The following is a 23,237-nucleotide window of genomic DNA, read 5'->3' as shown; positions in this document are numbered from 1 at the left end:
GGCGAAGGCGGCGGCGAAGATCAGGGCGAGGAGGGCGCCGGGGCCGACCGTGCCGCCAATCGCCTGCAGCACGGGAACCGAGGAGAATGCGAGGACGCCGAAGCCGGCGACCGTCGTGAGGTTGGCAAACAGCATCGACGCGAGGGTCGCGGGCGGAGGGGCGTCCTCGTCGCCCTTGCCGTCGAAGAACAGCGCGTAGTTGGAGCCCACTGCGACGATCAGCAGCAGGCCGACGAGGTGCAGGATCGTCAGCGCCACGCCGGCGAGCACGAGTCCGGCCACGACCGTCAGCACCGAGGCAGCGAGCGGCAGCAGGACGCGCAGGACGCGCCGCGGCGAACGCAGAGCGAGCGCAAGCAGGGCGATGACCGCTGCGACGCCCGCAAGCGACAGCATGATCGCCTCGCGCAGGTAGCCCGCGTAGAGCTGCCCGGATTCGCTCTTCATGTCGATGAAGAGCGGGGCGGCCTCCGCCGCCGCGTCGAGCGCGAGGCGCACGGTAGAGGGGTCGATTTCCCCCGCATGCGCCCCCTCGACGGGCGCGCGCAGCGGCAGCAGCGCGGTCCACTGCGCGCCCTGACGCAGGAGCAGCGAGTCGACGGCCATCGCGAAGCTCGTTCCGTCGAGGTCTGCGCGTGTCAGAGGGGGGCGCTCACGCGCTGCGGAGATGTCTTCGACGAAGGGTCCGAGGCGGCTGGCCTGCAGGGGCAGCTCCGCGGTCGCGCTCGTGAGCCGTTCGCGCAAGTCCTGCGGCTCGGGGAGCGCGGAGCGGCGTTCGAGCTGTCGGGCCCGGGACGGCAGATACAGCGACGGGCTTTCGAAACCGCCGATCTCCCCGGCATCGACGAGCACCTGCAGCCGCGCGGATACCGCCTCCGCCTTTTGCAGCGTGCCCTCGGCATCGTTTGCACGGACGACGATCATGTAGCGCAGGTCCGGCGCGCCGAGATCGCTGCGCAACATGGCGTCGACCGCCTGCGCCTGCGGCGGCACCGGGCTCAGGGCCGCGAGTTCGTGATTCCAGATCCGGCCGTGCTGGGCAAACACGAAGGCTCCGGCCAGCGCCGCCAATCCGGCAAGGATCCAGCGCAGTCTGCGCACTGCTGTGACGACGCGCTGAAGTCGCAGTCCGAACGGGGTCACGTCACGGATCGCGAATCCTGCAGGCAGCAGGTGCGGCAGGATGTAGCGCGTCGCGAGCGCAGCGACGATCAGGCCCGCGATCGAATACAGGCCGAGCTGCGCCAGGCCGGGAAAGCCGGAGAACATCAGCGCGCCGAAGCCGCAGATGGACGTCATCACCCCGAGGCGTATGGTCGGCCAGAAGGTGTTGCGCCCGGTGTTCGTCGCTGTCGAACCGGACTGGACGAAGAGGTAGATGGCGTAATCGACCGCCTCGCCGATCAGGGTGGTGCCGAAACCGAGGGTGACCCCGTGCATCACGCCGAATCCGAGGCTGACCGCGGCGATGCCGGCCAGTGCCCCGGATATCACCGGCAGCAGCCCGAGCAGGAGGGCTGTCGGCGAGCGGTAGATGAAGAGCAGGAGCGCAACGATGATCCCGGCCGACACCAGGGCGAGGCGCGTCACCTCGCTCTCGATGGTGGATCGCGAATCGACCGCGAACACGGCGGCGCCGGAAACCAGCAGCTTCAGATCGGTCCCGGAAGGTAGTTTCGATGCCTCGCTCGCAAAGGCACTGCGCAGGGAATCGATCGCCGCCTGCTGGCCGTCGAGATCCGAGCCCGAGGCGCGGGTCTGCACGAGCAGCAGGGCGCGTCTGCCGTCCCGCGAAGCCCATACTCCCTCCTGCATCGCGGGGCGGGATCCACCATCGAGCCGTTCGAGCAGTTGCATCAGTTCGCCGGTGGGGTCGCGCGGCAGCAGCGACTTCGTGAGCATGCCGAGCGGCGAGGCGAGGAGGTCGACCGATTCCGCGATCGCTTGTTGCAGACCGGACGACGTGAAGCGCTCCGCGGTCACGGCGGGGCTCAGCACATAACGGTGCATGAACAGCAAGGCATGGTCGCTCTCGCGATGGACGGGCTCGCCGTTCGCGACCATGCCGAAGGCCGCATCGGCGCGCAGCTTGGCGGCGAGCGCACGCGAGAGTTGCGCCCGCTGAGCGGCGTCGCCGCCCTCGATGCCGGCCAGCAGCAGGCGGGATACCATGCCGTCGCGCAACTGCTCGACCAGTACCCGCTGCTCTGCGGTGGGCGCTTCGGGCAGGAAGGCCGAGAGGTCGGCCGTGAAACGCGTCTGGCTGACGACGGCAGCACAGGTAGCGACGAAGGCCAGCCACAGCAGCAGTGCCGGCAGGAAACGGCGTGTCACCGTGCCTGCCCCAGCGCCACGATCTCCATGACCGAGCGGTCGCCGTCCGCCTGGAGGATCTCGATTTCACGCAGCAGCCCGCGTGTGCCGGTGATGTTGATGCGGGTCACGACCTCGGCCATGCGAGTGTCCCGCGGCAGCAGGGTCAGGGTCCAGCGTTCCGCATTGCCGGCAAGATGCAGCGCATAGGTGCGCTCAAGCGTATCGCGGTCCCCGGCCAGCGTCGCGCGGATGCTGTCGATGAAACCGGCGACTTCGCCGTAGTCGGACAGGCGCACGTTGAACTGCTTCTTGCCACGCGTCACGCTCAGGTTGTTGCCTTCGAGGACCAGCGCTTCGGGACGCGGCTTGAGGGTGATCTTCTCCAGCCGGTCGGGCGCCTGGAAGCGCAATTCGCCGGACGATTCGACCGGCTGGTCGAGCACGGCGAGATACTTCCGTTCCTGGAAGGTGGCCTGTCCGCTGCGGTGCTTGCCCAAGGCCTGCATCAGCTGGGCAACCGTCCACGACTCGGCCGCTATGGCCTGCGGGCCGTGCAGCAAGGAAGCCGCGGCGAGCAGGGCGGCGACGAGGAGGCGCATGGATGCAGCTTTGAACACGGATACTCCAGGGGCGGTCAATGCGTCGCGCGGCGTCGCGCACTGCGCCAGAAATCGAAAAAATTGAACCAGTTGTACGGTGCCTGTCCGGCGTAGTGCGCAAGGCGTGCGGCGTAGCGTTCGACTGCGTCATCGATCAGCCGTGCCCGGTTCTCGCGCGTTGCCGCGGAGAAATCGGCGAGTTCCTCGAAGTGCACGTCGTAGCGGTTGCCGCCGCGATACAACCCCACCATCAGGATCACCGGCCGCTTGAGCATGGCCGCGATGCGCCACGGGCCGACCGGAAACTCCGCGGGCTCACCGAAGAAATCGACGGGCTGCGACGGGTCGTCGCCCAGGCTGCGGTCCGCGAGCACGCCCACGAGCGAGCCGTCATCAAGGCGCTCCTTCAGTTGCAGCATCGAATCGAGATGCCCCAGCGGAATGATGTCCGCGCGTGCGGCCGGATTGATCGCGGCCAACGTGTCGTTGATCTTGCGCGCATTCTCCTCGTACATGACCATCGCCACCCGCATCCCGGGTTGCTGACGCGCGATCGCGCGCATGACCTCGAAGCTGCCCAGGTGCGCCCCCATCAGGAACACGCCCTGGCCACCATCCACCGCTGCCCGCACGAGTTCGCCCCCGTGTACGCGGATGTCGAACAGGTCGAAACGGTCATTCACCAGATAAATGCGGTCGTGAATCGTGCTCGCGAAGCTGAAGATGTGCCGGAACCGCTCCATGGCGGCAGGGCGTCGGCCCAGCGCATGTCGGAGCCATTCTCTCGAGGCCTTCCGGGCGGCCGGCGCGAAGAGCAGGAAGTAGGCCGAAATCAGCAACAGCACCGCGCGTCCCACGCGGCGGCCGAGTCGCAGCGAGATCCATGTCATCAGCCGCAGCGTCGCGTAGTTGCTGCGTTCCGGACGGCTCGCCCATTCGGCGGTTCCCCGCCGGGGCGTTGCGCTCGACGCGTCGCTCACGCCGGATCGACTCGCAGGACGCCGGTCGCGACGCAGTCGTCCCCGGCAAGGATGTCGAAGCGCCAGTTCGTTCCGGATTCGGTAAGGCGGATGCGCAGTTCGGTATCCGGGCCGACCGGGCGCAGGAACTTGGCCGATGCGATGCCGCAGGGCGGCACTTGGCGCCCGAGCGCACCCCCGAGCGCGCGGGTCGCCAAGCCCAGCAGTACCACGCCCGGCACGATCGGCCGGCCAGGGAAGTGTCCCGCGAAAGACGGATGATCGGCGGGAATCCGCACGCTCGATTCGTGAATCATTCGCTGCCGCCCAGCGTGCGCCGCAGTTCCTCCAGTGCCGCGCGCGGAAGCTTGCCCGTCGCGTTGCGCGGCAGGGCGTCAGCGAAGATCAGCGGGCGCGGCAGGAACAGGGGATCGACTCGCTCGCGCAAGGCCTGCAGCAGCGTCGCGCGGTCGAGGCCCGGAGCGACGACGACAGCTGTCAGGCGCGTCACCCCGTCGGTCTGCTCGTCTTCGGGCATGAAGTAACTGCCATCGACGACACCCGGGATCGCATTCAGCTGATGATTCAGGTAACCGAGCGAGCTGCGCTTGCCAGCGATATTCACGAGGTCCGCCGAGCGCCCGTGCAGCAGGAAGCGATCGTCCGCGGTGGGCTCGATGATGTCGCTCAGCACCGTTGGCGTCTCGACGTGGCCTCCGTGTGCCCACACCTTCTCGTCTTCAACAGTGAGCGCGAGACCGCGCATCAGCTGCCATTCGGCCGTTTCGGCCGTGCGCCGGGTGGCCGTCTGGCCGGTTTCGGTGCAGCCGTAGATCTCGATCAGCGGGCACTGCAATTGTGCCTCCAGCGCTACCGCGAGGTTGCCCGACAGCGGAGCGGTGGCGGATACGACGAGGTCCGCAGGCGGCACCTCGGTCCCTGCGCTCAGCAGCGTACGCAGGTGGAACGGCGTGGAGACCAGGACGCGCGGACGGGGAACTGCGGCCAGCGCGTCCGCGATGTCCGCCGGATAGAACGGCCGCCCCGTCCAGATCGCGCCGCCGGACAACAGCGCCAGCAGCACGGTCGATTCGAAACCGTACATGTGCTGTGGTGGAACGGTGCCGATCAGCGTGAACGGCTTGTCGACCAGCCCCAGCCTGTCGGCCTCTGCCGCGATGTTGCGCACGAGCGGCCCCCAGGTCTTCGCGTGCGGCATCGGCGTGCCGGTCGAGCCGGACGTGAACACATAGGCCACGACCTGATCCACGTCGATCATCGGCACCGCGCCACCTTCCGGCGAAGCGGCCACCGGGGACTCGATGAAGTGGTGTTGCGGCAAGTCGATGTCGCAGGCCGGGCTGTCGGTCAGGCAGAACGTGTCGGGCGCGAACACCTGCAGTTGCCGGACGGTCTCGGGGGTATGCGTCGAGGGCAGCAGGCTGATCTTGCGGCCCACCAGCGTCGCGGCCAGCCCGACGGTGAAGCGGTAGCGATCCGCGCACACGTTCAGGACGTGTCCGCCCGCGGGTAGCGAGGATGCGAGGCGCTCAACGTCACCCAGGAAGCGTTCGACCGTCACGGGGCCGTCATGCCGCCAGGCGACCACGGCATCCGGTTTGGTATGGGCGAGGAGCGGCAGTGTTGCGGAAGCGGGGTGCGTCATTGCTCGTTAACAGGTTTTGCGGTGGGCGACGCGCGCCGGTACGCGCGGACGGCGTCCAGGATGCTGCTGCGATCTTCGGGGAGCAGCCTGAGGCGCACGAGGTACTCTGCAAGGAACATCATTCCGACCAGCGGCATGGTCAGGAGATTGGCGAAGGCGGACCACGTCTCGATGGAGCCGAACGCGAACAGCAGACAGGAAATCGCCGCAGTCGCGGCGAAGAAGATCGTCCATGCGACCGTCACCTGCCGTGTATAGCGAGCGAGCGCGGGGCTGACGGTCGCGTGCATCGTGCGTGCGATGCGCGTGCACATCGGCTCGCGCCCGGCCGCGAGCGTGCGTCCGAAACCAATCCCCAGCAGGACGTTCGTGCCGACGTGCTGGACGAAATAGAGCCAGCCGACGTTGCGCGCAAGCGTCGGCCACGCCAGCGCCAACGCAAGCGTTGCGGCCGCAAGCACGCCGAGCATCGCGGCGCGGCGCGACGATTGCCAGGCGAAAGCCGCGGCGATCGCCGCGAAGGGTGCGATCGCAAGCAGCGCCCCCCAGGACGACTCATCGACGAGCGCACTCGTGTAATGCGCAGCGACCGCCCAGGCGACCACGGCGACGCCGATCGCAAGTCCGCGCCCGACGCGGACGAGTGCAGGCTTCATTTCGTGCGGTTGGCCGCGACGTACTCGGTGAGGCTGCGCAGGGAGCGGAAAATCTTGACGTTGTCCTCGTTGTCGGCGCGCAACTGGAAGCCGTAGCGCTTCGAGACGACGAGCGCGACCTCGAGGATGTCGATCGAATCGAGGCCCAGTCCTTCGCCGAAGAGGGAATCGTCGGCCGGGATGGATTCGGGAGCCATGTCCAGGTTCAGGGCTTCGACGACGAGGCCTGCTACTTCGAGACGCAGTGCATCGAGATCGGCGGAAGAGGGGGTGGCAGCTTGGGTCATGAATCGGCGGAAATGCGTTGAATTCGCGGCGACGCGCTTTTCGCAGGGCGATATGCGCGCTGGTCGCGAGACTGCCGAAGTGTCGCCCGGGAGCGGTCGACCGCGGTAGCGCCTCGCGATTGCAATTTGTTTGTGAAAACCCCGCAGTTTATAGGATTGACTCGTTCCGCGCAGCCGCTGGGGGGCGCATCCTGCGCGGCTGAAGCACTGATCCGTTATCATGAAGCGATGGCGCTGCGGCCGCGGATGCGGTTGCATCCGGTAACAGTACAGAAAACGGAGGGGGCACGGCACAGGTGACCGTTCCCTCGACAGGATGGATCCTCACGGTGAGCAAGGCATTTACCAAGGAAGGCGACGGCCAGGACGATGACGACGACGTCCCTGCGGCGGTCCGCCTGCCCCCGGGCACAAAGAACTACATGACGCGGCGCGGCTACGACGCATTGCGCGTCGAGCTCGACCAGTTGGTACGCATCGAGCGGCCCAAGCTCGTCGAAACGGTCGCGTGGGCCGCATCGAACGGCGACCGTTCCGAGAACGGCGACTACATCTACGGCAAGAAGCGCCTGCGCGAGATCGACCGCCGCATCCGCTTCCTAATCAAGCGCATCGAGTCGGCCGAGGTGGTTGACCCCGAGCGTCAGCAGGGCATGGAGCAGGTCTTCTTCGGCGCGACCGTCACCGTGCTCGACGTCGAGGACGAGGACGGCGAGGGGGAGCAGACCTGGCAGATCGTCGGCGTCGACGAGGCCAATGCCAGCGTCGGCCGCATCAGCTGGATCTCGCCGCTCGCCCGTGCGCTGATGAAGGCGCGCGAAGGCGACGTCGTGCGCTTCCAGAGCCCGGCGGGTCCGCGCGAAATCGAGGTCGTCGAAATCCGCTACGAGTGATCGCTGCCGGCGGTGCTTGAAATTCCCGGAATACGCCCCATATGCAGGCGCATTCCTGTGACAACGGAGTTTCAAACGATGACGACCGCCACCGGCGCCCAGACCCTCAACTTCCAGGCCGAGGTGAAGCAGCTCCTTCACCTGATGATCCACTCGCTCTACTCCAACCGCGAGATCTTCCTGCGCGAGCTGGTTTCGAACGCGTCGGACGCCTGCGACAAGCTGCGCTTCGAGGCCCTCGACAAGCCCGAGCTGTTCGAAGGCGAGGGCGAACTCGCGATCCGCATCTCCTTCGACAAGGATGCGAAGACCGTCACCGTTGCCGACAACGGCATCGGCATGAACCGTGACGAGGCGATCGCGCATCTCGGCACCATCGCCAAGTCCGGCACCAAGGAATTCTTTTCCCAACTCACCGGCGACCAGAAGAAGGACGCCCACCTCATCGGCCAGTTCGGCGTCGGCTTCTACTCGGCCTTCATCGTTGCCGACAAGGTCACCGTCGTCACGCGCCGCGCGGGCCTCCCTGCCTCGCAGGGCGTTAAGTGGGAATGCTCGATGGTGGGCGATGCCGCCGGCGAATACACGGTCGAGGCGATCGACAAGGCCGTTCGCGGCACCGAGATCACGCTGCACCTGCGCGACGACCAGGACGACCTGCTTTCCGGCTGGAAGCTGCGCAGCCTGATCCGCAAGTACTCGGACCACATCGTCCAGCCCATCCTGATGAAGAAGGAGGAGTGGGACAAGGACAAGAACGAGCAGGTCACGACGGACGAGGACGAGACCGTAAACCAGGCCAACGCGCTGTGGACGCGCTCCAAGGGCGACATCAGCGACGACGAGTACAAGGCCTTCTACAAGCACGTCGGCCACGACTACGACGAGCCGCTCGCGTGGAGCCACGCCCGCGTGGAAGGCCGCCACGAATACACCCAGCTGCTATACGTCCCGGCGCACGCTCCCTTCGACATGTGGGACCGCAACGCCCGCCATGGCATCAAGCTGTACGTGAAGCGTGTCTTCATCATGGACGACGCCGAGAAGCTGATGCCGACCTACCTGCGCTTCGTGCGCGGGGTCGTCGATTCGGCCGACCTGCCGCTCAACGTCTCGCGCGAGATCCTGCAGGAAAGCAAGGACATCGACACCATCCGTGCCGGCTGCACGAAAAAGGTGCTGGGCCTGCTCGAAGACCTCGCCACCAGCGACGAAGCCTCCGACAAGGAGAAGTACGCGACCTTCTGGAAGGAATTCGGCAAGGTGCTGAAGGAAGGCGTCGGTGAGGACTTCGCGAACAAGGAGAAGATCGCCGGCCTGCTGCGCTTCGCCTCGACGAAGGACGACACGCCCGACGAGACCGTCTCGCTCGCCGACTACATCGCCCGGATGAAGGAAGGCCAGGACAAGATCTACTTCGTCACGGCCGAATCGTTCAATGCCGCGAAGAACAGCCCCCACCTCGAGATCTTCCGCAAGAAGGGCATCGAAGTGCTGCTGCTGTCCGATCGCGTCGACGAGTGGGTGATCGGCAACCTCACCGAGTTCGACGGCAAGCAGCTTGTCTCCGTCGCCAAGGGCGGCCTGGATCTCGGCAAGCTCGAGGACGAAGCCGAGAAGAAGGAAGCCGAGAAGGCCGCCGACGAGTACAAGGAGCTGCTCGAGAAGATGAAGGCGAGCCTCGCCGAGCGCGTCAAGGACGTGCGCGTCACGCACCGCCTGACCGATTCGCCCGCCTGCCTCGTCGCCGACGAGCACGACATGGGGATGAACCTCGCTCGCATCCTGAAGGCTGCCGGCCAGCAGGCGCCGGTATCCAAGCCCATCCTCGAGATCAACCCGCAGCACCCCGCGGTGATGCGCCTGAAGTACGAGGAGAAGCAGTTCGACGACTGGGCAGCGGTGCTCTTCGACCAGGCGCTGCTCGCCGAAGGCGGCACGCTCGACGATCCGGCGACTTTCGTCAAGCGCATCAACCAGCTGATGATGGCGATGAGCGGCAACTGATCCGCGCGCGCCGCCATTCAGGCATCGCCGGAGCCGCCCGCCTTGCGGGCGGTTTTCGTTTACGACGCGTCCGCCTTTTCGCGCGCGGCGGCGTCGCGTCCGACCTCCGCTTGCGCGCGCTCCAAGGCAGGAACCGCCAGCGCGTCGTAGAGGGCGCGAGGCGACACCGATCTGGAGAAGCCGTATGCGATGACGGATGCGGCCATGAGCGGGATCAGCATCTCGTGATTTGCGGTCATCTCCATCACGATCACGAAGGACGTGATTGGTGTGAGCGTCATGCCCGAAAGGAAGGCGACCATGCCCAGGACCATCAGCGCCGGCCCTTCCTCACCGGGATTCAGCGCCGCCAGCGTCGAGCCGAGTCCTGCCCCGACTGCAAGTGCAGGGGCGAAGACTCCACCGGGAATGCGGCTGACGAAGGCGAGCCAGATGACCAGCATCTTCGCTGCGAAGAAGTAAACCGGCAGCGGTGCGGTTCCTTCCAAAGCCGCCTTGGACTCGGCATAGCCGGTCGCGTAAGTGGCACCTCCCGTCACGAGTCCGATGAGCGCGGTCGCGAGCCCGCAGCCGGCTGCGAAGGCGATCGGGCGTTCCGCGGCGAAATTGCCCACGCGACCGGGCAGGCCGCGTGCGGAAGCAACCAGCAGTCGGCTGAAGGTGCCACCCAGGATGCCGCCTGCCGCGCCGCAGATCAGCACCGGCCAGATGCCCGCGGGCCAGCTGAGCGCCGCCGGCGTACGGCCGAAATACGTGTAGTTACCGAGGATGCCGAGCGACATCAGGCCCGCGAAGATCACCGCCGTCAGCGTCGTGCTGTTTGCGCGGAAGGCATGATGGCGGCACATCTCCTCGATCGCGAACATTATTCCGCCCAGGGGCGTATTGAATGCAGCCGCGATACCCGCTCCGCTACCGGCAACGATGAGGTTGCGGCTCGATGCAATACGACCGAAGCGTCTCCCGGCCAGTGAATGCATCACCGAGGCGCCGATCTGCACCGACGGCCCCTCCCGACCGATGGATGCCCCCGAGAGCAGTCCGCCGAGAGTCAGAACCAGTTTGGCGCCTGCGATCTTCAGCGACAGCAAGCGTCCGCGCACCTCGGCATCGGGGCTGAGCGAAGCGGCAATCGTTTGCGGGATCCCGCTTCCCTGGGTGGCGGGAAAGAAACGCCGGGCGACCCATGCCATGCCGGCAAATCCGGCGGGAGCAAGGGCGAGCGACAGCCAGGGCGAGCTTGCAATGATCCTTGCGTGCAATTCGATCGCGTGCTCGGCGCCGATTGCGAAAACGATGGCGAAGAGTCCGGCGAGGAGTGCTGCGCCGACGAGGAGGGCGCGCCGGCGCCAGTGGCCGAGCGAGATCAGGGGGCTCGCGTAGCGGCGGCTCGATCGCGCGATGTGGCGGAAGGTGCGAGCCGAACGGTTCGCATCGGTTGGAGGGAGGTTGGACGACACGATGGCCCGTTGGAGTTGAAGTCCGCAACTGCTGGATTTGTTGGGGTTCGCCGGCGCTTCCGCTACGATATCCCGAAAGATCGTAGGGAAACCCGAAGGGGTTCCACAATATTTACACAAATATTTTTGCCGGGATCTCCCGGATGTTGCAAAAAGGGGTCTCGTATCGTGAGCAAGTCCGCCGACCGCAGTCAGCCGAGCCAGGTGAGCCCGCTGTCCGTCCTGCAGCGTTTCCGGGTGTTGATTCGCACGGCTCAGCGTCATTCCCAATGGGTCGAGAAACAGAGCGGCGTTACCGGCGCCCAGCTATGGGCAATGCAGGAATTGCTCGAGGAGCCCGGCCTGCGTGTGGGCGAACTTGCCAAACGGATGGCCCTGCATCAGTCGACCGCCTCCAACATGATCGACAAGCTCGAGACCAACGGCCTGGTCGCGAAGGCGCGCAACAGTGCCGACCAACGCGTCGTGCGGCTGTCGCTGACGCCGGCGGGGCGCGAATTGCTGGCGCGGGCGCCGTCGCCTGCCCGCGGAGTCCTGCCGGAGGCGCTGCGCCTGCTCGATGCGTCCTCCCAGGCACGGCTCCAGGAAGAACTGGACGGCCTGCTGCAGCAGATCAAGGGCCTCGACGAGGGCTTCGGCATGCAGCCCTTGCCCTTCACGGAGTAAGTCGCGTCTTACGCCGCGAACTCGTTTAAGTCGTCAGGTCTTCTTCGACAGCTGCCGCATCGCGCGTTCGAGTCCTTCGAGGGTCATCGGGTACATGCGCTGGGCCATGATGTTGTTGATGATCTCGATCGACTGCCGATAAGGCCACAGCCGTTCCGGTTCGGGATTGAGCCACGCGGCTGCCGGCCAGGCGTCGAGCAGGCGTCTTAGCCAGTCGGCGCCCGGTTCGCGGTTCATGTGCTCGATCGAACCATGTTGATGCAGGATCTCGTACGGGCTCATCGTCGCGTCGCCGACGAAGATCAGCTTGTAGTCCGGGCCATACTTGTGGATCAGGTCATGAACCGGGATCCGCTCCGCGTGGCGGCGATGGCTGTCGCGCCACACCGACTCATACACGCAGTTGTGGAAGTAGAAGTGCTCGAGGTGCTTGAATTCCGCCCGGCAGGCGGAGAACAGCTCCTCGCACGCCTTCACGTGGTCGTCCATCGACCCGCCGACATCCAGGAACAGCAGCACCTTTACCGCGTTGTGGCGTTCCGGCCGCATCATCAGGTCCAGCCAGCCGGCATTGCGAGCGGTCGCGGCGATCGTGCCGTCGAGATCCAGCTCGTCCGCGGCGCCCTCGCGCGCGAAGCGCCGCAGCCGTCGCAGCGCGACCTTGATGTTGCGCGTGCCGAGCTCCAGTGAATCGTCCAGGTTGCGGTACTCGCGCTTCTCCCACACCTTGATCGCGGTACGGTTACCCGCGGACTCGCCGCCGACGCGGATGCCCTCGGGGTGATAGCCGCCGTTGCCGAATGGCGACTTGCCGCCGGTGCCGATCCATTTCGAACCGCCCTGATGGCGTCCCTTCTGCTCCTCGAGGCGCTTGCGGAACTCCTCCATCAGCTTGTCCCAGCCGAGCTTCTCGAGCTGTGCCTTTTCCTCGGGCGACAGGTGCTTCTTCATCATCGCCCGCAGCCACTCTTCCGGCAGCTCCTTCTCGAGGCCGGGGATCTCCGTCACGCCCTTGAAGTACGCGGCGAATGCCTGGTCGAAACGGTCGTAGCGCGACTCATCCTTGACCAGGCAGGTACGAGCGTAGAAGTAGAAATCGTCGATCGCATGGCCGCACACGCCATCGCGCAGACCTTCCAGAAGCGTCAGGAACTCCCGCGTGGACACGGGCAGCTTGCTCGCCTTCAGATGCAGGAAAAAATCTATGAGCATGGTCCTCGTCCTTCGTCGGGCCTTTCAGCCCTTGATCTCGAATCGACGCCTGACCGTCAGCGATTGTTGCGCGCCATGAATACGAGCCGCTCGAACAGATGGAGATCCTGTTCGTTCTTCAGCAGCGCGCCGGCAAGCGGCGGCACGACCGCCCGCTGGTCCTGTGCGCGCAGCGCCTCGGGCGGGATGTCCTCGGCCACCAGCAGCTTGAGCCAGTCGATCAGCTCCGAGGTCGAAGGTTTCTTCTTCAGGCCCGGTACATCGCGCAGCCCGAAGAACACCTCGAGCGCCTCGCGCAGGAGATCCTTCTTCAGGTCCGGGAAATGCACGTCCACGATCCGCTGCATCGTGTCCCGGTCGGGGAAGCGGATGTAGTGGAAGAAGCAGCGGCGCAGGAAGGCGTCCGGCAGTTCCTTCTCGTTGTTCGACGTAATGAATACGATGGGCCGGTTGCGCGCCTGGATGGTCTTGCGCGTCTCGTATACATGGAATTCCATGCGGTCGAGCTCGCGCAGCAGGTCGTTGGGAAATTCGATGTCCGCCTTGTCGATCTCGTCGATCAGCACCACGCACGGAGTTTCGGATTCGAACGCCTGCCACAGCACGCCCTTGACGATGTAGTTGGCGATGTCCTTGACCCGGTCGTCGCCCAGTTGCGAGTCGCGCAGGCGCGAAACCGCATCGTATTCGTACAGGCCCTGCTGGGCCTTGGTGGTCGACTTGATGTGCCACTGCAGCAGCGGCAGACCCAGCGCCTCGGCGACCTGTTCGGCCAGCATGGTCTTGCCCGTGCCGGGTTCGCCCTTGATCAGGAGCGGTCGCTGCAGCTTGATTGCCGCGTTCACTGCGAGCATCAGGTCGGGGGTGGCGACGTAATCGCGTGATCCTTCGAAACGCATGGGGGGTCCTCTCGTTGGCGAACCCCGATTATATGGGCTCCACCAACCAAGGACACTAAGTGTTCAATGCCGCGGACGGTAACGGCCACTCGAGATGGAAGCTTGCCCCCCGGCCGGGCGCGCTTTCGGCCCGGCACCGCCCCTGCATGCGCGCGACAGCCTTGCGCACGATCGCCAACCCGATCCCCGTGCCGGGATATTCGTCGTCCCGGTGCAGCCGATGAAAGATGTCGAAGATGCGCTCGTGGTGGCTCATGTCGAAGCCGATGCCGTTGTCGCGCACGGAGACATGGAAGCCGTCGTCGTTCCGCTCGCATGCGATGACGACGCGGGGCCTGGCCACCCTTGCCGAAAACTTCAGCGCATTGCCAAGCAGGTTCCGCAAGGCCTGGATCAGTCCGCTGCGGTCCGCCAGGAGCGAGGCGCAGGACGGCGCAAGCTCCACCGTGGCACCGTTGGCGCGAATCTCCTCGTCGAAGTCCGCGATCAGCTGTGTGACGAGCTCGCGCACGTCGATCTCCTCGAAGGCCGTCGGTCCGCGTTCGATGCGCGAATATTCGAGCAGATCGTCTATCAGGAGACCCATGCGCTCGGTCCCCTCAAGAATCTTCTCAAGACAGGAATGCCCGTCGTCGGAGAGCCGGCCGGCTTCGCTGGAAGCGAGCAGGCTGCCATAGCCGTTGATCGCACGCAGCGGCGACTTGAGATCGTGCGCGACGGCGTATGTGAAACATTCCAGCTCGCGGTTTGCCCCGCGCAGCGCCGCATTGGTGCGCGCCAGTTCGTCGCGCGACCGTTCCAGGTCGCGGTACAGCCCGAGCGTGCGCATCGCCGAGCGCAGCTTCGCCTCGAGGATCTCGAATTCCACCGGCTTCACCAGGTAATCATCGCCGCCGGCGTGAAGACCCTCGACCAGATTTGCACACCCGCCGAGTACGGTCATGTAGATCACCGGCACCCAGCGGCCGCCGCACATCGACTTGATCCGCCGCGTCGTCTCGAACCCGTCGATGCCCGGCAGCATGACGTCCATGAGCACAAGATCGGCGGGCGCTGCCGCGAACAGATCGAGCGCCACTTCCCCCGATTCCGCGACCCTGACCTTCTGTCCGAGGCCCTGCAGCAGCATCGCCATGCGTTCGCCCTGGAGGGGATCGTCCTCCACGAGCAGGATGGAAAGTTCGGGTAGCGCTTCCATGTCCGGCAGTGCTCCTCGGGAAAGCCCACGCGGAACGTCAGCGGGGCGGGCAGGGCGCAACGGCGCTGGTGGCCGGGGCTACATCAGCGGAGTTTACACCGCCTCAACCCGCGCGGCGCAGCACGCAGCTGACATAAGCCTCGCCGTCTGGCTGCCGGTTGTTCCGCTGCGCATCGAACATCGTCTCCCCGAGACACTCCAGCACGTCGTGCAGGGCGGCGTGCCGATCGCCCCGGCGAGCCTGGCAGGACTCGAACGCGGCGCGCAAGCCGGGGGGCTGGTCGATTGACAGCTGTTCCTCGATCGCCAGATGCAGCGACAGATGCAGGAAGGGATTGAGCTGCCCGCCCTCGGGAGGAAACTCCCTGGTGACCGCTTCCGGGTCCTCAAGCAGCGCGTGATATTCCGGGTGGAGCAGGATAAGGTCGTTGGCCATGTGCTCGATCGGGGTCAGGACCTCCTTCGCGCGATATTTACGCCAGCTATCGATGAAGAAGGTACGGACCTGATCGCGGGATGGATTGAACATTTGCTCTCGATTGTTGGAGGGTTAGGCGGTCTTGTCGCGGAAATCGCACAAGTCGCGCACGAGGCACTCGCCGCATCTGGGCTTGCGCGCGGTGCAGACGTAGCGGCCGTGCAGGATGAGCCAGTGATGAGCGTCCCGCAGGAATTCCTTGGGCACGCGTCGCATCAGCGCGTGCTCCACGGCGAGGACATCCTTGCCGGGCGCCAGCCCGGTACGGTTCGCAAGGCGGAAGATGTGCGTATCAACGGCCATCACCGGCTCGCCGAACACCGTGTTCAACACCACATTAGCGGTCTTGCGTCCGACGCCGGGCAGCGCCTCCAGCGCGGTGCGATCGCGCGGCACTTCGCCGCCGTGGCGTTCGAGCAGCAGATGCGACAGTGCCACCACGTTCCTTGCCTTGTTGCGATACAGGCCGATCGTGCGAATATGCGCGGCGACACCTTCCTCACCCAGCGTGATGATGGCCTCCGGGGTCGGGGCGTCAGCGAACAAACCTCGTGTCGCGAGGTTCACGCTCTTGTCGGTTGCCTGGGCGGACAGGACTACGGCCACCAGCAGCTGAAAAGGGGATCCGTACTCGAGCTCGGTCGTGGGATGCGGATTTGCTTCCGCAAGACGGCGAAAGAACTCGCGGACGGACTCCCGCTTCATGCTCGCTGCCGGCCTCAGGCCGCCGACGCCGGCTGGTCGGCGGCCGGTGCGGCGGGCTCCTGTGTCGCGGCCTTCCTTTTCGCGGCGCGTGCACGGATCACATTCGACAGCGCGATCAGGCACGCGAGCGCGAAGAAGGCGCCGGGCGGCAGGATGCCGATCAGGAAGCCGGGATAGTCGGGGCCGAACACCGAGATCGCCGATAGCCCGGGGAAGATCATCTCGATGCCCGCGAACAGCGTGCCATTGCCGGCGAGCTCTCGCAGACCGCCAAGCACCGCCAGAAGCCACACGAGGCCCAGTCCCATCATCACGCCGTCGACGGTCGACGAAACCGGATCGTTCTTCGCCGCGTAGGCTTCGACGCGCGCAAGCACGATGCAGTTCGTGACGATGAGCGGTATGAAGATGCCAAGCACGAGATAAAGATCGTGGAAATACGCATTGAAGGCCAGATCGACCACCGTGGTGAGCGCCGCGATGATCAGGATGAACACCGGGATCCGGATCTCGTAGGGGATGAAGTTCCGCAGCGATGCCACGGCGAGGTTCGACACCGCCATCACCACCACGGTGGCCAGCCCGAGGCTTGCCGCGTTCACCACGCTCGTGCTCACGGCGAGAATCGGGCACAGGCCGAGCAACTGCACCAGGCCCGTGTTCTGGCGCCACAGGCCGTTCCAGGCCGATTCGCGAAAGCTTTGCAGATTCATTCAGCGTTCTCCGTCAGAGTCTTCCGCCAGCCGGTGCGGCGAACAGCGCGTCGCGGTTGCGGATCGCGTAGTCGGCGGCGCGCGCGGTCGCGTTTGTCACCGCACGCGCGCTGATCGTCGCTCCGCTACGGTAGGCGAAGTTTCCGCCGTCGCGCTTGACCTTCCACTTCTCCAGGCCGACGTCCGCGAACGACACCCCCGCGAACTGCCCGATCCAGGGCTGCGACTTGTTGCGATCCTTGTTCGGATCGATGTAGTCCCCCAGCCCCGGGGTTTCCTTGTGCGCCGTGACCCGGACGCCGCTCACCCGCCCGTCGACACCGACCGCGACCACCAGCTGGATCCGGCCCGCGTAGCCGTCCGGCGCGACGACCTCGAGCACCAGGGCGGCCGCTTGGCCGGCCATGCGCGCGCGGTAGATGTGTCCGCCCTGATCGAGCCCCAGTTCCGGCGTCCGACCGAGCGCTACGGAATCTTCCAGGAGCGCGTTGTCGTAGGCGGAAGGGGGCAGCACCTCGCGGATCAGACGCATCTTGCCTTCGAGCGCAGAGGCCTCGATGGCCGGACGGGTGAGCTGGAATGTCGCCGACATGAGGGCAGTGAAGACCACGGTGAACAGCACCATGATGCCGGCCGTGCGCACCGAAGTGCGCGCTGCAGTGTAACGGGCGCTCATCGTGCCTTGTCTCCCCTGTGCCCGAAGACCTGCGGCTGCGTATTCATGTCGATCAGCGGAACGCAGATGTTCAGCAGCAGCACCGCGAAGGCGACGCCCTCGGGGAAGGCGCCGAAGCTGCGGATGATGTAGGCCACCAACGCAATGGAGGCGGCGAAGATCAGCTTGCCGCGAGGCGTGGTTGCGCCCGAGACCGGATCGGTGACGATGAAGAACGCGCCCAGCATTGCGCCGCCGCTCGCGAGGTGGAAGAGGGGGGACGCGTAGTGCGCGGGATCGACCAGCCAGAAGGCCGCCGAGATCGCAGCGAGGGCACCGAGGAAGGCCGCAGGCATGTGCCACGTGATGATCCCGCGTGCCAGCAGGTACATGCCGCCCAGGGCATAGGCGGGCGCCAGCCATTCCCAGCCGCGCCCGCTCACGAAGCCGAAGTTTCCGTTCTGACCCATGATCGACTCGACCGTCGCCCCCGCGGTCCGGAGGCCTGTCTTGATCGTGTCCAGCGCAGTGGCGCTCGCGATGGCATCGAGCTCGCGCGCCCCGCCCAGCACCAACCCCAGCTGCGTGGCGAAATCCAGCTGGCCGGCGGCCGGCCATTGCGACATCAGCGCAGGGAAGGCGACGATCATGGCGCAGTAAGCGACCATCGCAGGGTTGAACGGGTTTTGCCCGAGTCCGCCATAAAGGTGCTTGACCGCCACGATCGCGATGAGGACTCCCAGCGCGGTCGCCCACCACGGCAGGATGGGCGGGAAGCACAGCGCCAGCAGCCACGCGGTGACCACCGCCGACAGGTCGGAGAGCGCCGGCGCCAGCGGTCTGCCCCGCAGCTTGAGCACCAATGCCTCGCCGGCCAGCGCGGCGCACGTCGCGATGGCGAGGTTGACGAGCACGACCGCAGCAATCTGCGAGGCGTAAACGACGATGGCGGGGACCAGCGCGATGAGGACCGCCAGCATCACCCCCTGGACGCTGGCCGGTTTGCGGATATACGGAGAATTGATCATGTCAGGGCGCCTTGTCGGCGTCTTGCTGGTTTAGCTTGTCGCGGCGGGCGTCGATATCGGCGATTTCCGCCTGGACGTCGGCGCTCAGGTCTTCGGTGTTCCTGGGCGTGACCGCGGCCTGCTGCTGCTTGGCGCGTGCCAGCGCGGCCGCGATCAGCGCCTTCTTCGGATCTTCGGCCTCGGTCGGTGCTGGCGCGGGCTCTCCCGTGTCCGCGATCTTTGCGCGCGTTTCGGCGGCCTTTGCGGCGAGCTTGGCCGCCTTCTCCTCCTTCTCGCGCTCCTGGCGGAAATTGCGGAATTCGAAGCGTTCCCGCGCCTGATCGGACGCCTGCCGTTCGCGTTCCCTTGCCCAGATTTCGCCCTTGGCGAAGCGGTAGTAGTCGACCAGCGGGATGCGCGACGGGCACACGAAGGCGCAGCAGCCGCACTCGATGCAGTCGAACAGGTGGTATTCCTGCGCCTTGCCGAAATTCTTCGCACGCGAGAACCAGTACAGCTCGAAGGGCTGCAGCTCGGCCGGGCAGGCACGCGCGCAGGCGCCGCAGCGGATGCACGGCAGCTCCGGCGGGGGAGGCGGGAAGAGTGCCGGCGAGGCCGAGATCACACAGTTCGTGCCCTTGGTGACCGGCACCGAGAGGCTCTGCAGCTCGGTACCCATCATCGGGCCACCCATGATGTAGCGATCCGTATCCGCTTTGGGGCCGGCCAGCTCCAGCAGCTCCGCAACCTGCGTGCCGAGCAGCACTTCGTAGTTTCCGGGGCGCGCCACGTTGCCGGTCAGCGTCACCACACGCGAAACGAGGGGCTCGCCGAAGCAGATCGCGCGGTGCACGGCGTGGGCCGTTCCGACGTTGAAGCACTGGACACCGAAATCGGTGCCGAGCTTCCCTTGCGGAATCTCGACGCCGGTCAGCACCCGGATCAACTGCTTTTCACCGCCCGCCGGGTAGAGCGTGGGAACGGGGACCACCGCAATGCCGTCCCCGAGCGTGCTCGCCGCAGCCTGCATCGCAGCGATCGCTTCCGGCTTGTTGTCCTCTACGCCTACCAACACCTGCTTGGCGCCGATCAACTCACGCAGGATCATCGCTCCCGACAGCACCTCGGGCGCACGTTCGCGCATCAGCCGATCGTCGCAGGTGATCCAGGGTTCGCATTCTGCCCCGTTGATCACCAGCGTCTCGATCCCGCGTCCGCCGCCGACCTTCACGTGGGTCGGGAAACCGGCGCCACCCATGCCGACGATGCCGCAGCCGCGCAGCCAGGCAAGCGCCTCCTCGCGCGACACTGTCGGCAAGTCGAGGGGCGTATGGTCGATCCAGCGGTCCTCTCCGTCCGGCTCGATCACCACGGAGAGGGTTTCCAGGCCCGACGCGTGCGCCATCGGGTACGGCGCGATCTCGACGACGGTCCCGGAGGTGGAGGCGTGCACGCTCGTTCCGAGGCCGCCTTCGCCCTCGCCGATGTGCTCGCCCTTGAGCACTTTCTGCCCGGGTTGGACCAGGCACCGTGCCGTCGAGCGGATGCTCTGACGCAGCGGGATGACCAGCCGCTTCGGCATCGGCGCCTTCTGGATCGGTGTCCCCGAGGATTCGTTCTTGTGCGATTCGGGCTTGACCCCGCCCTTGAAGCCGAAAAGGCGGGTGATCATGCGACAGACCTCAGTTCATGCACCGGATATTTCCATTTCCAATTTTCAACGGTCTCCGCGACCGGAACCATCGAGATGCAGTCGACCGGGCAGGGCGCAACGCACAGTTCGCACCCGGTGCACAGCGGTGCCACCACGGTATGCATCTGCTTCGCCGCGCCGAGGATCGCATCCACCGGACAGGCTTGAATGCACAGGGTGCACCCGATGCATACCTGTTCGTCGATGCGCGCGACCGATTTCGGTTTCTCGGTGCCGTGCTCCTCCGAGAGCGGCTTGAATTCGCGGCCCAGCAGGTCGGCGAGCTTGCGGATACCCTCTTCGCCGCCCGGCGGGCACTGGTTGATGTCGGCTTCCCCGTTCGAGATGGCTTGCGCGTACGGCTTGCAGCCGGGGTAGCCGCACTGGCCGCATTGCGTCTGGGGAAGGATCGCGTCGATCTTCTCCACCAGCGGATCGCCTTCGACCTTGAAACGGATCGAGGCATAGCCCAGTGCTGCGCCGAGCACGATGGCGATGCCTGTCATGATGAGGATGGCGGTCAACATGGAGTGTGTGCCAGGTTCGGGGCGTCGGGGAACAGTCCGCTGCCGGAGTGCTCCGCCTGCGCCGGATCAGTTTGGGGTAGGGGTTCGGAGGCTTGGGCTAGTGAAATCGGTCCAGCCCGGCAAAACCCATGAACGCCAGGCTCATGAAGCCTGCCGTGACCATTGCGATCGCCGTGCCGCGAAACGGCGTGGGGACGTCGGCGCCATCCAGGCGTTCGCGAATCCCGGCGAACAGGATCAAGGCCATCGTGAAGCCGATCGACGAGCCGAAGCCGAACAGAAGGGACTCCAGCAGATCATGCCGCAGACCGACGTTCAGCAAGGGGATGCCCAGCACCGCGCAGTTGGTCGTGATCAGCGGAAGATAGATGCCGAGAACCTGGTGAAGGACGGGGCTTGTCTTCTGGATGACCAGCTCGGTGAGCTGCACGATCGCCGCGATTACAACGATGAACGAAAGCGTGCGCATGAATGCGAGATCGAACGGCTCCAGCAGATAGTGATCGATCAGGTAACTCGTTCCGCACGCCAGGGTGAGCACGAACGTCGTCGCTGCGCCCATGCCCACCGCCGTCTCCAGCTTCTTGGACACGCCCATGAAGGGACACAGCCCGAGAATCCGGACAAAGACGACGTTGTTCACCAGAACAGCGCCGATGATGATGAAGATGTAGCTGGTCATGTTCGAGAACCGGTTGATATCCGTGGAATTATGTCCCGCCGTTATGTCCCGCTCAACCCTGAACGGGTTATAGGCATATGCCTTTTGGGGCCATCGGGTGGCACTGTCAGCGGTCCGCGCCGAAATCGGCCGTTGCGCGCACGCACTCCTGCACGAGCGAGGGGCCGCGATAGATCAGGCCGCTATAAACCTGCACCAGTTGCGCCCCGGCCTCGAGCTTGGCCCGAGCACCGCGTCCGTCCAGCACGCCCCCGGCGGCGATGATCGGAAGTTCGCCGCCGAGCGCCTGCGCAAGCTGGACGACGACCGCGGTCGAGGCCTCGAACACCGGTGCACCGGACAGGCCGCCCTGCTGCTCGCCGTAGCGCACGCCCTGCACCTTCTCGCGCGAGATCGTGGTGTTCGTCGCGATCACCCCGTCGATACGATGGCGCCGCAGGGCATCGGCGATGTTGGTCACCTGGGCAGGCTCGAGATCCGGTGCGATCTTCAGCGTCAGCGGCACATAGCGTCCGTGCTTGTCGGCCAGCCGTGCCTGCCGCTCCTTGAGCCGGCCGAGCAGGTCGTCCAGTTCGGATTCGCCCTGCAATTGGCGCAGGTTCTTGGTGTTCGGCGACGAAATATTGACCGTCACGTAGCTCGCCAGCGCATAGACCTTGTCGAGACAGGCGAGGTAGTCGTCTGCGGCGTTCTCGATCGGCGTGTCGAAGTTCTTGCCGATATTGATGCCCAAAATGCCCTTGAACTTCGCCGCGCCGACATTTGCGACCAGCGCGTCCACACCGTGGTTGTTGAAACCCATGCGGTTGATGATGCCGCGCACCTCCGGGAGGCGGAACAGCCGCGGGCGCGGATTGCCCGGCTGCGGGCGCGGAGTGATGGTGCCGATCTCGAGGAAGCCGAAACCGAACCGTGCGAGCCCGTCAATCGCCTCGCCATTCTTGTCCAGCCCGGCCGCGAGGCCGATACGGTTGGGGAAGCTGAGTCCCATGACCTCGACCGCATCGGACGGCACCGGCTTGCCAGCAGGAAGGATCCGTCCAGCAAGGTTCAGGGCGGCGAGGGAAAATTCGTGGGCGGTTTCCGCATCGAGCGAAAACAGGATGGGGCGGGCGATATCGTATAGCATCCGCGAATTCTACCGTTTCGCGCCGCGCCTCGCCCCCCGGATTTCCGAAGAAAGCGCGTGCCAGCGGACGGCAGCTACGCCGCGTGCTATTCCGAATCAGAATCCGTCGATGGATCCAGGGGGCGCCATTCGCCCCGGATGCGTCCTTCCAGAGGGTGGAAGCGGATCTTGTAGGTCATTTTCCGGCTGTCCTTGATCCAGTACCCCAGATAGAGATAGGGCAAGTGCAATCGGCGGCACACTTCGATCTGCCATAGCACGCCATAGGTCCCGTAGCTCGCCTTTGGGTCGTCGGGATCGAAGAACGTGTAAACGCTGGAGAGACCGTCGCTCAGGCGGTCGATCACGCTGACCATGCGCAGGACACCCTGATCGCGGAACTCGACGACACGCGTATCCACCTGGCTCTGCAGCAGGAAATGCGCGTATTGCTCGCGATTGTCCTGGTCCATTCCACCGCCTGCGTGCCGCGAACCCTGATAGCGCTGATACAGCGCGTAGTGCTCTTCGGAAAAGGAGAGATCCCGCTCGCGCGCCTCGAGCGTGCAGTGCCGCGCCCAGCTGCGCCGCTGGCTGCGGTCCGGAACAAAGGCATCGACGGGAATCCGCACCGGCACGCAGGCGCGGCAATGATCGCAGTAGGGGCGGTAGGTGAACATGCCGCTGCGCCGGAAACCGTTACGGACGAGCTCGCTGTACACGGCCGTGTCGATGAGGTGTCCGGGGGTCGCGACCTGCGAACGCGCCACCCGTTCCGGAAGGTAAGAGCACGCATAAGGCGCCGTCGCGTAAAACTGGATCAGTGCGTACGGATAGTCTTTCTGCATGTC

Annotated in this window: 24 protein-coding genes; 3 read left to right on the top strand and 21 right to left on the bottom strand. The window is 65.5% G+C overall.

Annotation, left to right across the window (positions count from 1 at the left end):
• From GO615_RS10415 to GO615_RS10385, 7 genes are all read right to left on the bottom strand, one after another.
• Window positions 1-2,334: MMPL family transporter (locus GO615_RS10415; RefSeq protein WP_169127644.1), on the bottom strand; the 2,334-nt coding region annotated here is incomplete at its 3' end.
• Entirely contained in the window at window positions 2,331-2,933 is a 603-nt protein-coding gene (locus tag GO615_RS10410; protein WP_339380000.1) for an outer membrane lipoprotein carrier protein LolA, read from the bottom strand. The genes GO615_RS10410 and GO615_RS10415, both read right to left, overlap by 4 nt.
• Before the next feature lie 17 nt (window positions 2,934-2,950).
• A complete protein-coding gene (locus GO615_RS10405) occupies window positions 2,951-3,895 on the bottom strand; it encodes a lysophospholipid acyltransferase family protein (RefSeq protein ID WP_339379999.1) in 945 nt (314 codons plus the stop codon).
• Window positions 3,892-4,191, bottom strand: a complete 300-nt coding sequence (locus GO615_RS10400) for a 3-hydroxyacyl-ACP dehydratase FabZ family protein (protein WP_169127642.1) — start codon at window positions 4,189-4,191, stop codon at window positions 3,892-3,894. Before GO615_RS10400 ends, GO615_RS10405 begins: the two co-directional genes overlap by 4 nt.
• Window positions 4,188-5,540, bottom strand: coding sequence for an AMP-binding protein (locus GO615_RS10395; RefSeq protein WP_169127640.1), 1,353 nt, complete (start codon window positions 5,538-5,540; stop codon window positions 4,188-4,190). The genes GO615_RS10400 and GO615_RS10395 overlap by 4 nt, the downstream gene beginning before the upstream one ends.
• Window positions 5,537-6,196 (bottom strand): COG4648 family protein, encoded by a 660-nt coding sequence (locus GO615_RS10390; protein ID WP_169127638.1) that lies wholly within the window; start codon window positions 6,194-6,196, stop codon window positions 5,537-5,539. The genes GO615_RS10395 and GO615_RS10390 overlap by 4 nt, the downstream gene beginning before the upstream one ends.
• Window positions 6,193-6,483, bottom strand: coding sequence for a phosphopantetheine-binding protein (locus tag GO615_RS10385; protein ID WP_169127636.1), 291 nt, complete (start codon window positions 6,481-6,483; stop codon window positions 6,193-6,195). Before GO615_RS10385 ends, GO615_RS10390 begins: the two co-directional genes overlap by 4 nt.
• 329 nt (window positions 6,484-6,812) lie before the next feature.
• On the opposite strand from GO615_RS10385, the gene greB reads away from it, so the two are divergent.
• Both greB and htpG read left to right on the top strand, forming a co-directional pair.
• A complete protein-coding gene (gene greB / locus GO615_RS10380; RefSeq protein ID WP_169127634.1) occupies window positions 6,813-7,376 on the top strand; it encodes a transcription elongation factor GreB in 564 nt (187 codons plus the stop codon).
• Between the two features lie 78 nt (window positions 7,377-7,454).
• The gene (gene htpG, locus GO615_RS10375; protein ID WP_169127632.1) at window positions 7,455-9,383 is read left to right on the top strand and encodes a molecular chaperone HtpG; all 1,929 of its coding nucleotides are present in this window, start codon (window positions 7,455-7,457) and stop codon (window positions 9,381-9,383) included.
• A 59-nt stretch (window positions 9,384-9,442) separates the two neighbouring features.
• On the opposite strand, the gene GO615_RS10370 is transcribed toward htpG, so the two are convergent.
• The gene (locus GO615_RS10370; protein WP_422614267.1) at window positions 9,443-10,843 is read right to left on the bottom strand and encodes a chloride channel protein; all 1,401 of its coding nucleotides are present in this window, start codon (window positions 10,841-10,843) and stop codon (window positions 9,443-9,445) included.
• A 168-nt stretch (window positions 10,844-11,011) separates the two neighbouring features.
• Between GO615_RS10370 and GO615_RS10365 the strand changes: the two genes are divergently transcribed.
• Window positions 11,012-11,509: a MarR family winged helix-turn-helix transcriptional regulator gene (locus tag GO615_RS10365; RefSeq protein ID WP_339379998.1), complete on the top strand. Its 498-nt coding sequence runs from the start codon at window positions 11,012-11,014 to the stop codon at window positions 11,507-11,509.
• Between the two features lie 33 nt (window positions 11,510-11,542).
• Here the strand turns inward: GO615_RS10365 and GO615_RS10360 are convergent, their stop codons facing one another.
• The 13 genes from GO615_RS10360 to GO615_RS10300 all read right to left on the bottom strand — a co-directional run bounded on the left by GO615_RS10360 (window position 11,543) and on the right by GO615_RS10300 (window position 23,234).
• Window positions 11,543-12,721: a vWA domain-containing protein gene (locus tag GO615_RS10360; RefSeq protein ID WP_169127630.1), complete on the bottom strand. Its 1,179-nt coding sequence runs from the start codon at window positions 12,719-12,721 to the stop codon at window positions 11,543-11,545.
• A 56-nt stretch (window positions 12,722-12,777) separates the two neighbouring features.
• Window positions 12,778-13,620, bottom strand: coding sequence for an AAA family ATPase (locus GO615_RS10355; protein WP_169127628.1), 843 nt, complete (start codon window positions 13,618-13,620; stop codon window positions 12,778-12,780).
• A 55-nt stretch (window positions 13,621-13,675) separates the two neighbouring features.
• The gene (locus GO615_RS10350; protein WP_169127626.1) at window positions 13,676-14,818 is read right to left on the bottom strand and encodes a sensor histidine kinase; all 1,143 of its coding nucleotides are present in this window, start codon (window positions 14,816-14,818) and stop codon (window positions 13,676-13,678) included.
• 103 nt (window positions 14,819-14,921) lie between these two features.
• Complete coding sequence (locus tag GO615_RS10345; RefSeq protein WP_169127624.1) at window positions 14,922-15,347, bottom strand: DUF1841 family protein; 426 nt, start codon at window positions 15,345-15,347, stop codon at window positions 14,922-14,924.
• Window positions 15,348-15,368: 21 nt separating this feature from the next.
• Window positions 15,369-16,001, bottom strand: a complete 633-nt coding sequence (gene nth, locus GO615_RS10340; RefSeq protein ID WP_169127622.1) for an endonuclease III — start codon at window positions 15,999-16,001, stop codon at window positions 15,369-15,371.
• Window positions 16,002-16,015: 14 nt separating this feature from the next.
• Complete coding sequence (locus GO615_RS10335; protein ID WP_169127620.1) at window positions 16,016-16,714, bottom strand: electron transport complex subunit E; 699 nt, start codon at window positions 16,712-16,714, stop codon at window positions 16,016-16,018.
• A 13-nt stretch (window positions 16,715-16,727) separates the two neighbouring features.
• Window positions 16,728-17,390: an RnfABCDGE type electron transport complex subunit G gene (locus GO615_RS10330; RefSeq protein ID WP_169127618.1), complete on the bottom strand. Its 663-nt coding sequence runs from the start codon at window positions 17,388-17,390 to the stop codon at window positions 16,728-16,730.
• Entirely contained in the window at window positions 17,387-18,397 is a 1,011-nt protein-coding gene (locus tag GO615_RS10325) for an RnfABCDGE type electron transport complex subunit D (protein ID WP_169127616.1), read from the bottom strand. The genes GO615_RS10330 and GO615_RS10325 overlap by 4 nt, the downstream gene beginning before the upstream one ends.
• Window position 18,398: 1 nt before the next feature.
• Window positions 18,399-20,048: an electron transport complex subunit RsxC gene (gene rsxC, locus GO615_RS10320; RefSeq protein ID WP_169127614.1), complete on the bottom strand. Its 1,650-nt coding sequence runs from the start codon at window positions 20,046-20,048 to the stop codon at window positions 18,399-18,401.
• Window positions 20,045-20,596: an electron transport complex subunit RsxB gene (gene rsxB, locus GO615_RS10315; protein WP_169127612.1), complete on the bottom strand. Its 552-nt coding sequence runs from the start codon at window positions 20,594-20,596 to the stop codon at window positions 20,045-20,047. Before rsxB ends, rsxC begins: the two co-directional genes overlap by 4 nt.
• A 97-nt stretch (window positions 20,597-20,693) precedes the next feature.
• The gene (rsxA, locus tag GO615_RS10310) at window positions 20,694-21,278 is read right to left on the bottom strand and encodes an electron transport complex subunit RsxA (RefSeq protein ID WP_169127610.1); all 585 of its coding nucleotides are present in this window, start codon (window positions 21,276-21,278) and stop codon (window positions 20,694-20,696) included.
• Between the two features lie 106 nt (window positions 21,279-21,384).
• Window positions 21,385-22,407, bottom strand: a complete 1,023-nt coding sequence (locus GO615_RS10305) for a quinone-dependent dihydroorotate dehydrogenase (protein WP_169127608.1) — start codon at window positions 22,405-22,407, stop codon at window positions 21,385-21,387.
• A gap of 86 nt (window positions 22,408-22,493) precedes the next feature.
• Window positions 22,494-23,234, bottom strand: a complete 741-nt coding sequence (locus GO615_RS10300) for an arginyltransferase (RefSeq protein WP_169127606.1) — start codon at window positions 23,232-23,234, stop codon at window positions 22,494-22,496.
• Between the last annotated feature and the right edge of the window lie 3 nt (window positions 23,235-23,237).

This window comes from Aromatoleum evansii, assembly GCF_012910805.1.
Lineage (GTDB): Bacteria > Pseudomonadota > Gammaproteobacteria > Burkholderiales > Rhodocyclaceae > Aromatoleum > Aromatoleum evansii.
This window is presented reverse-complemented; position numbering and strand designations above follow the sequence as displayed.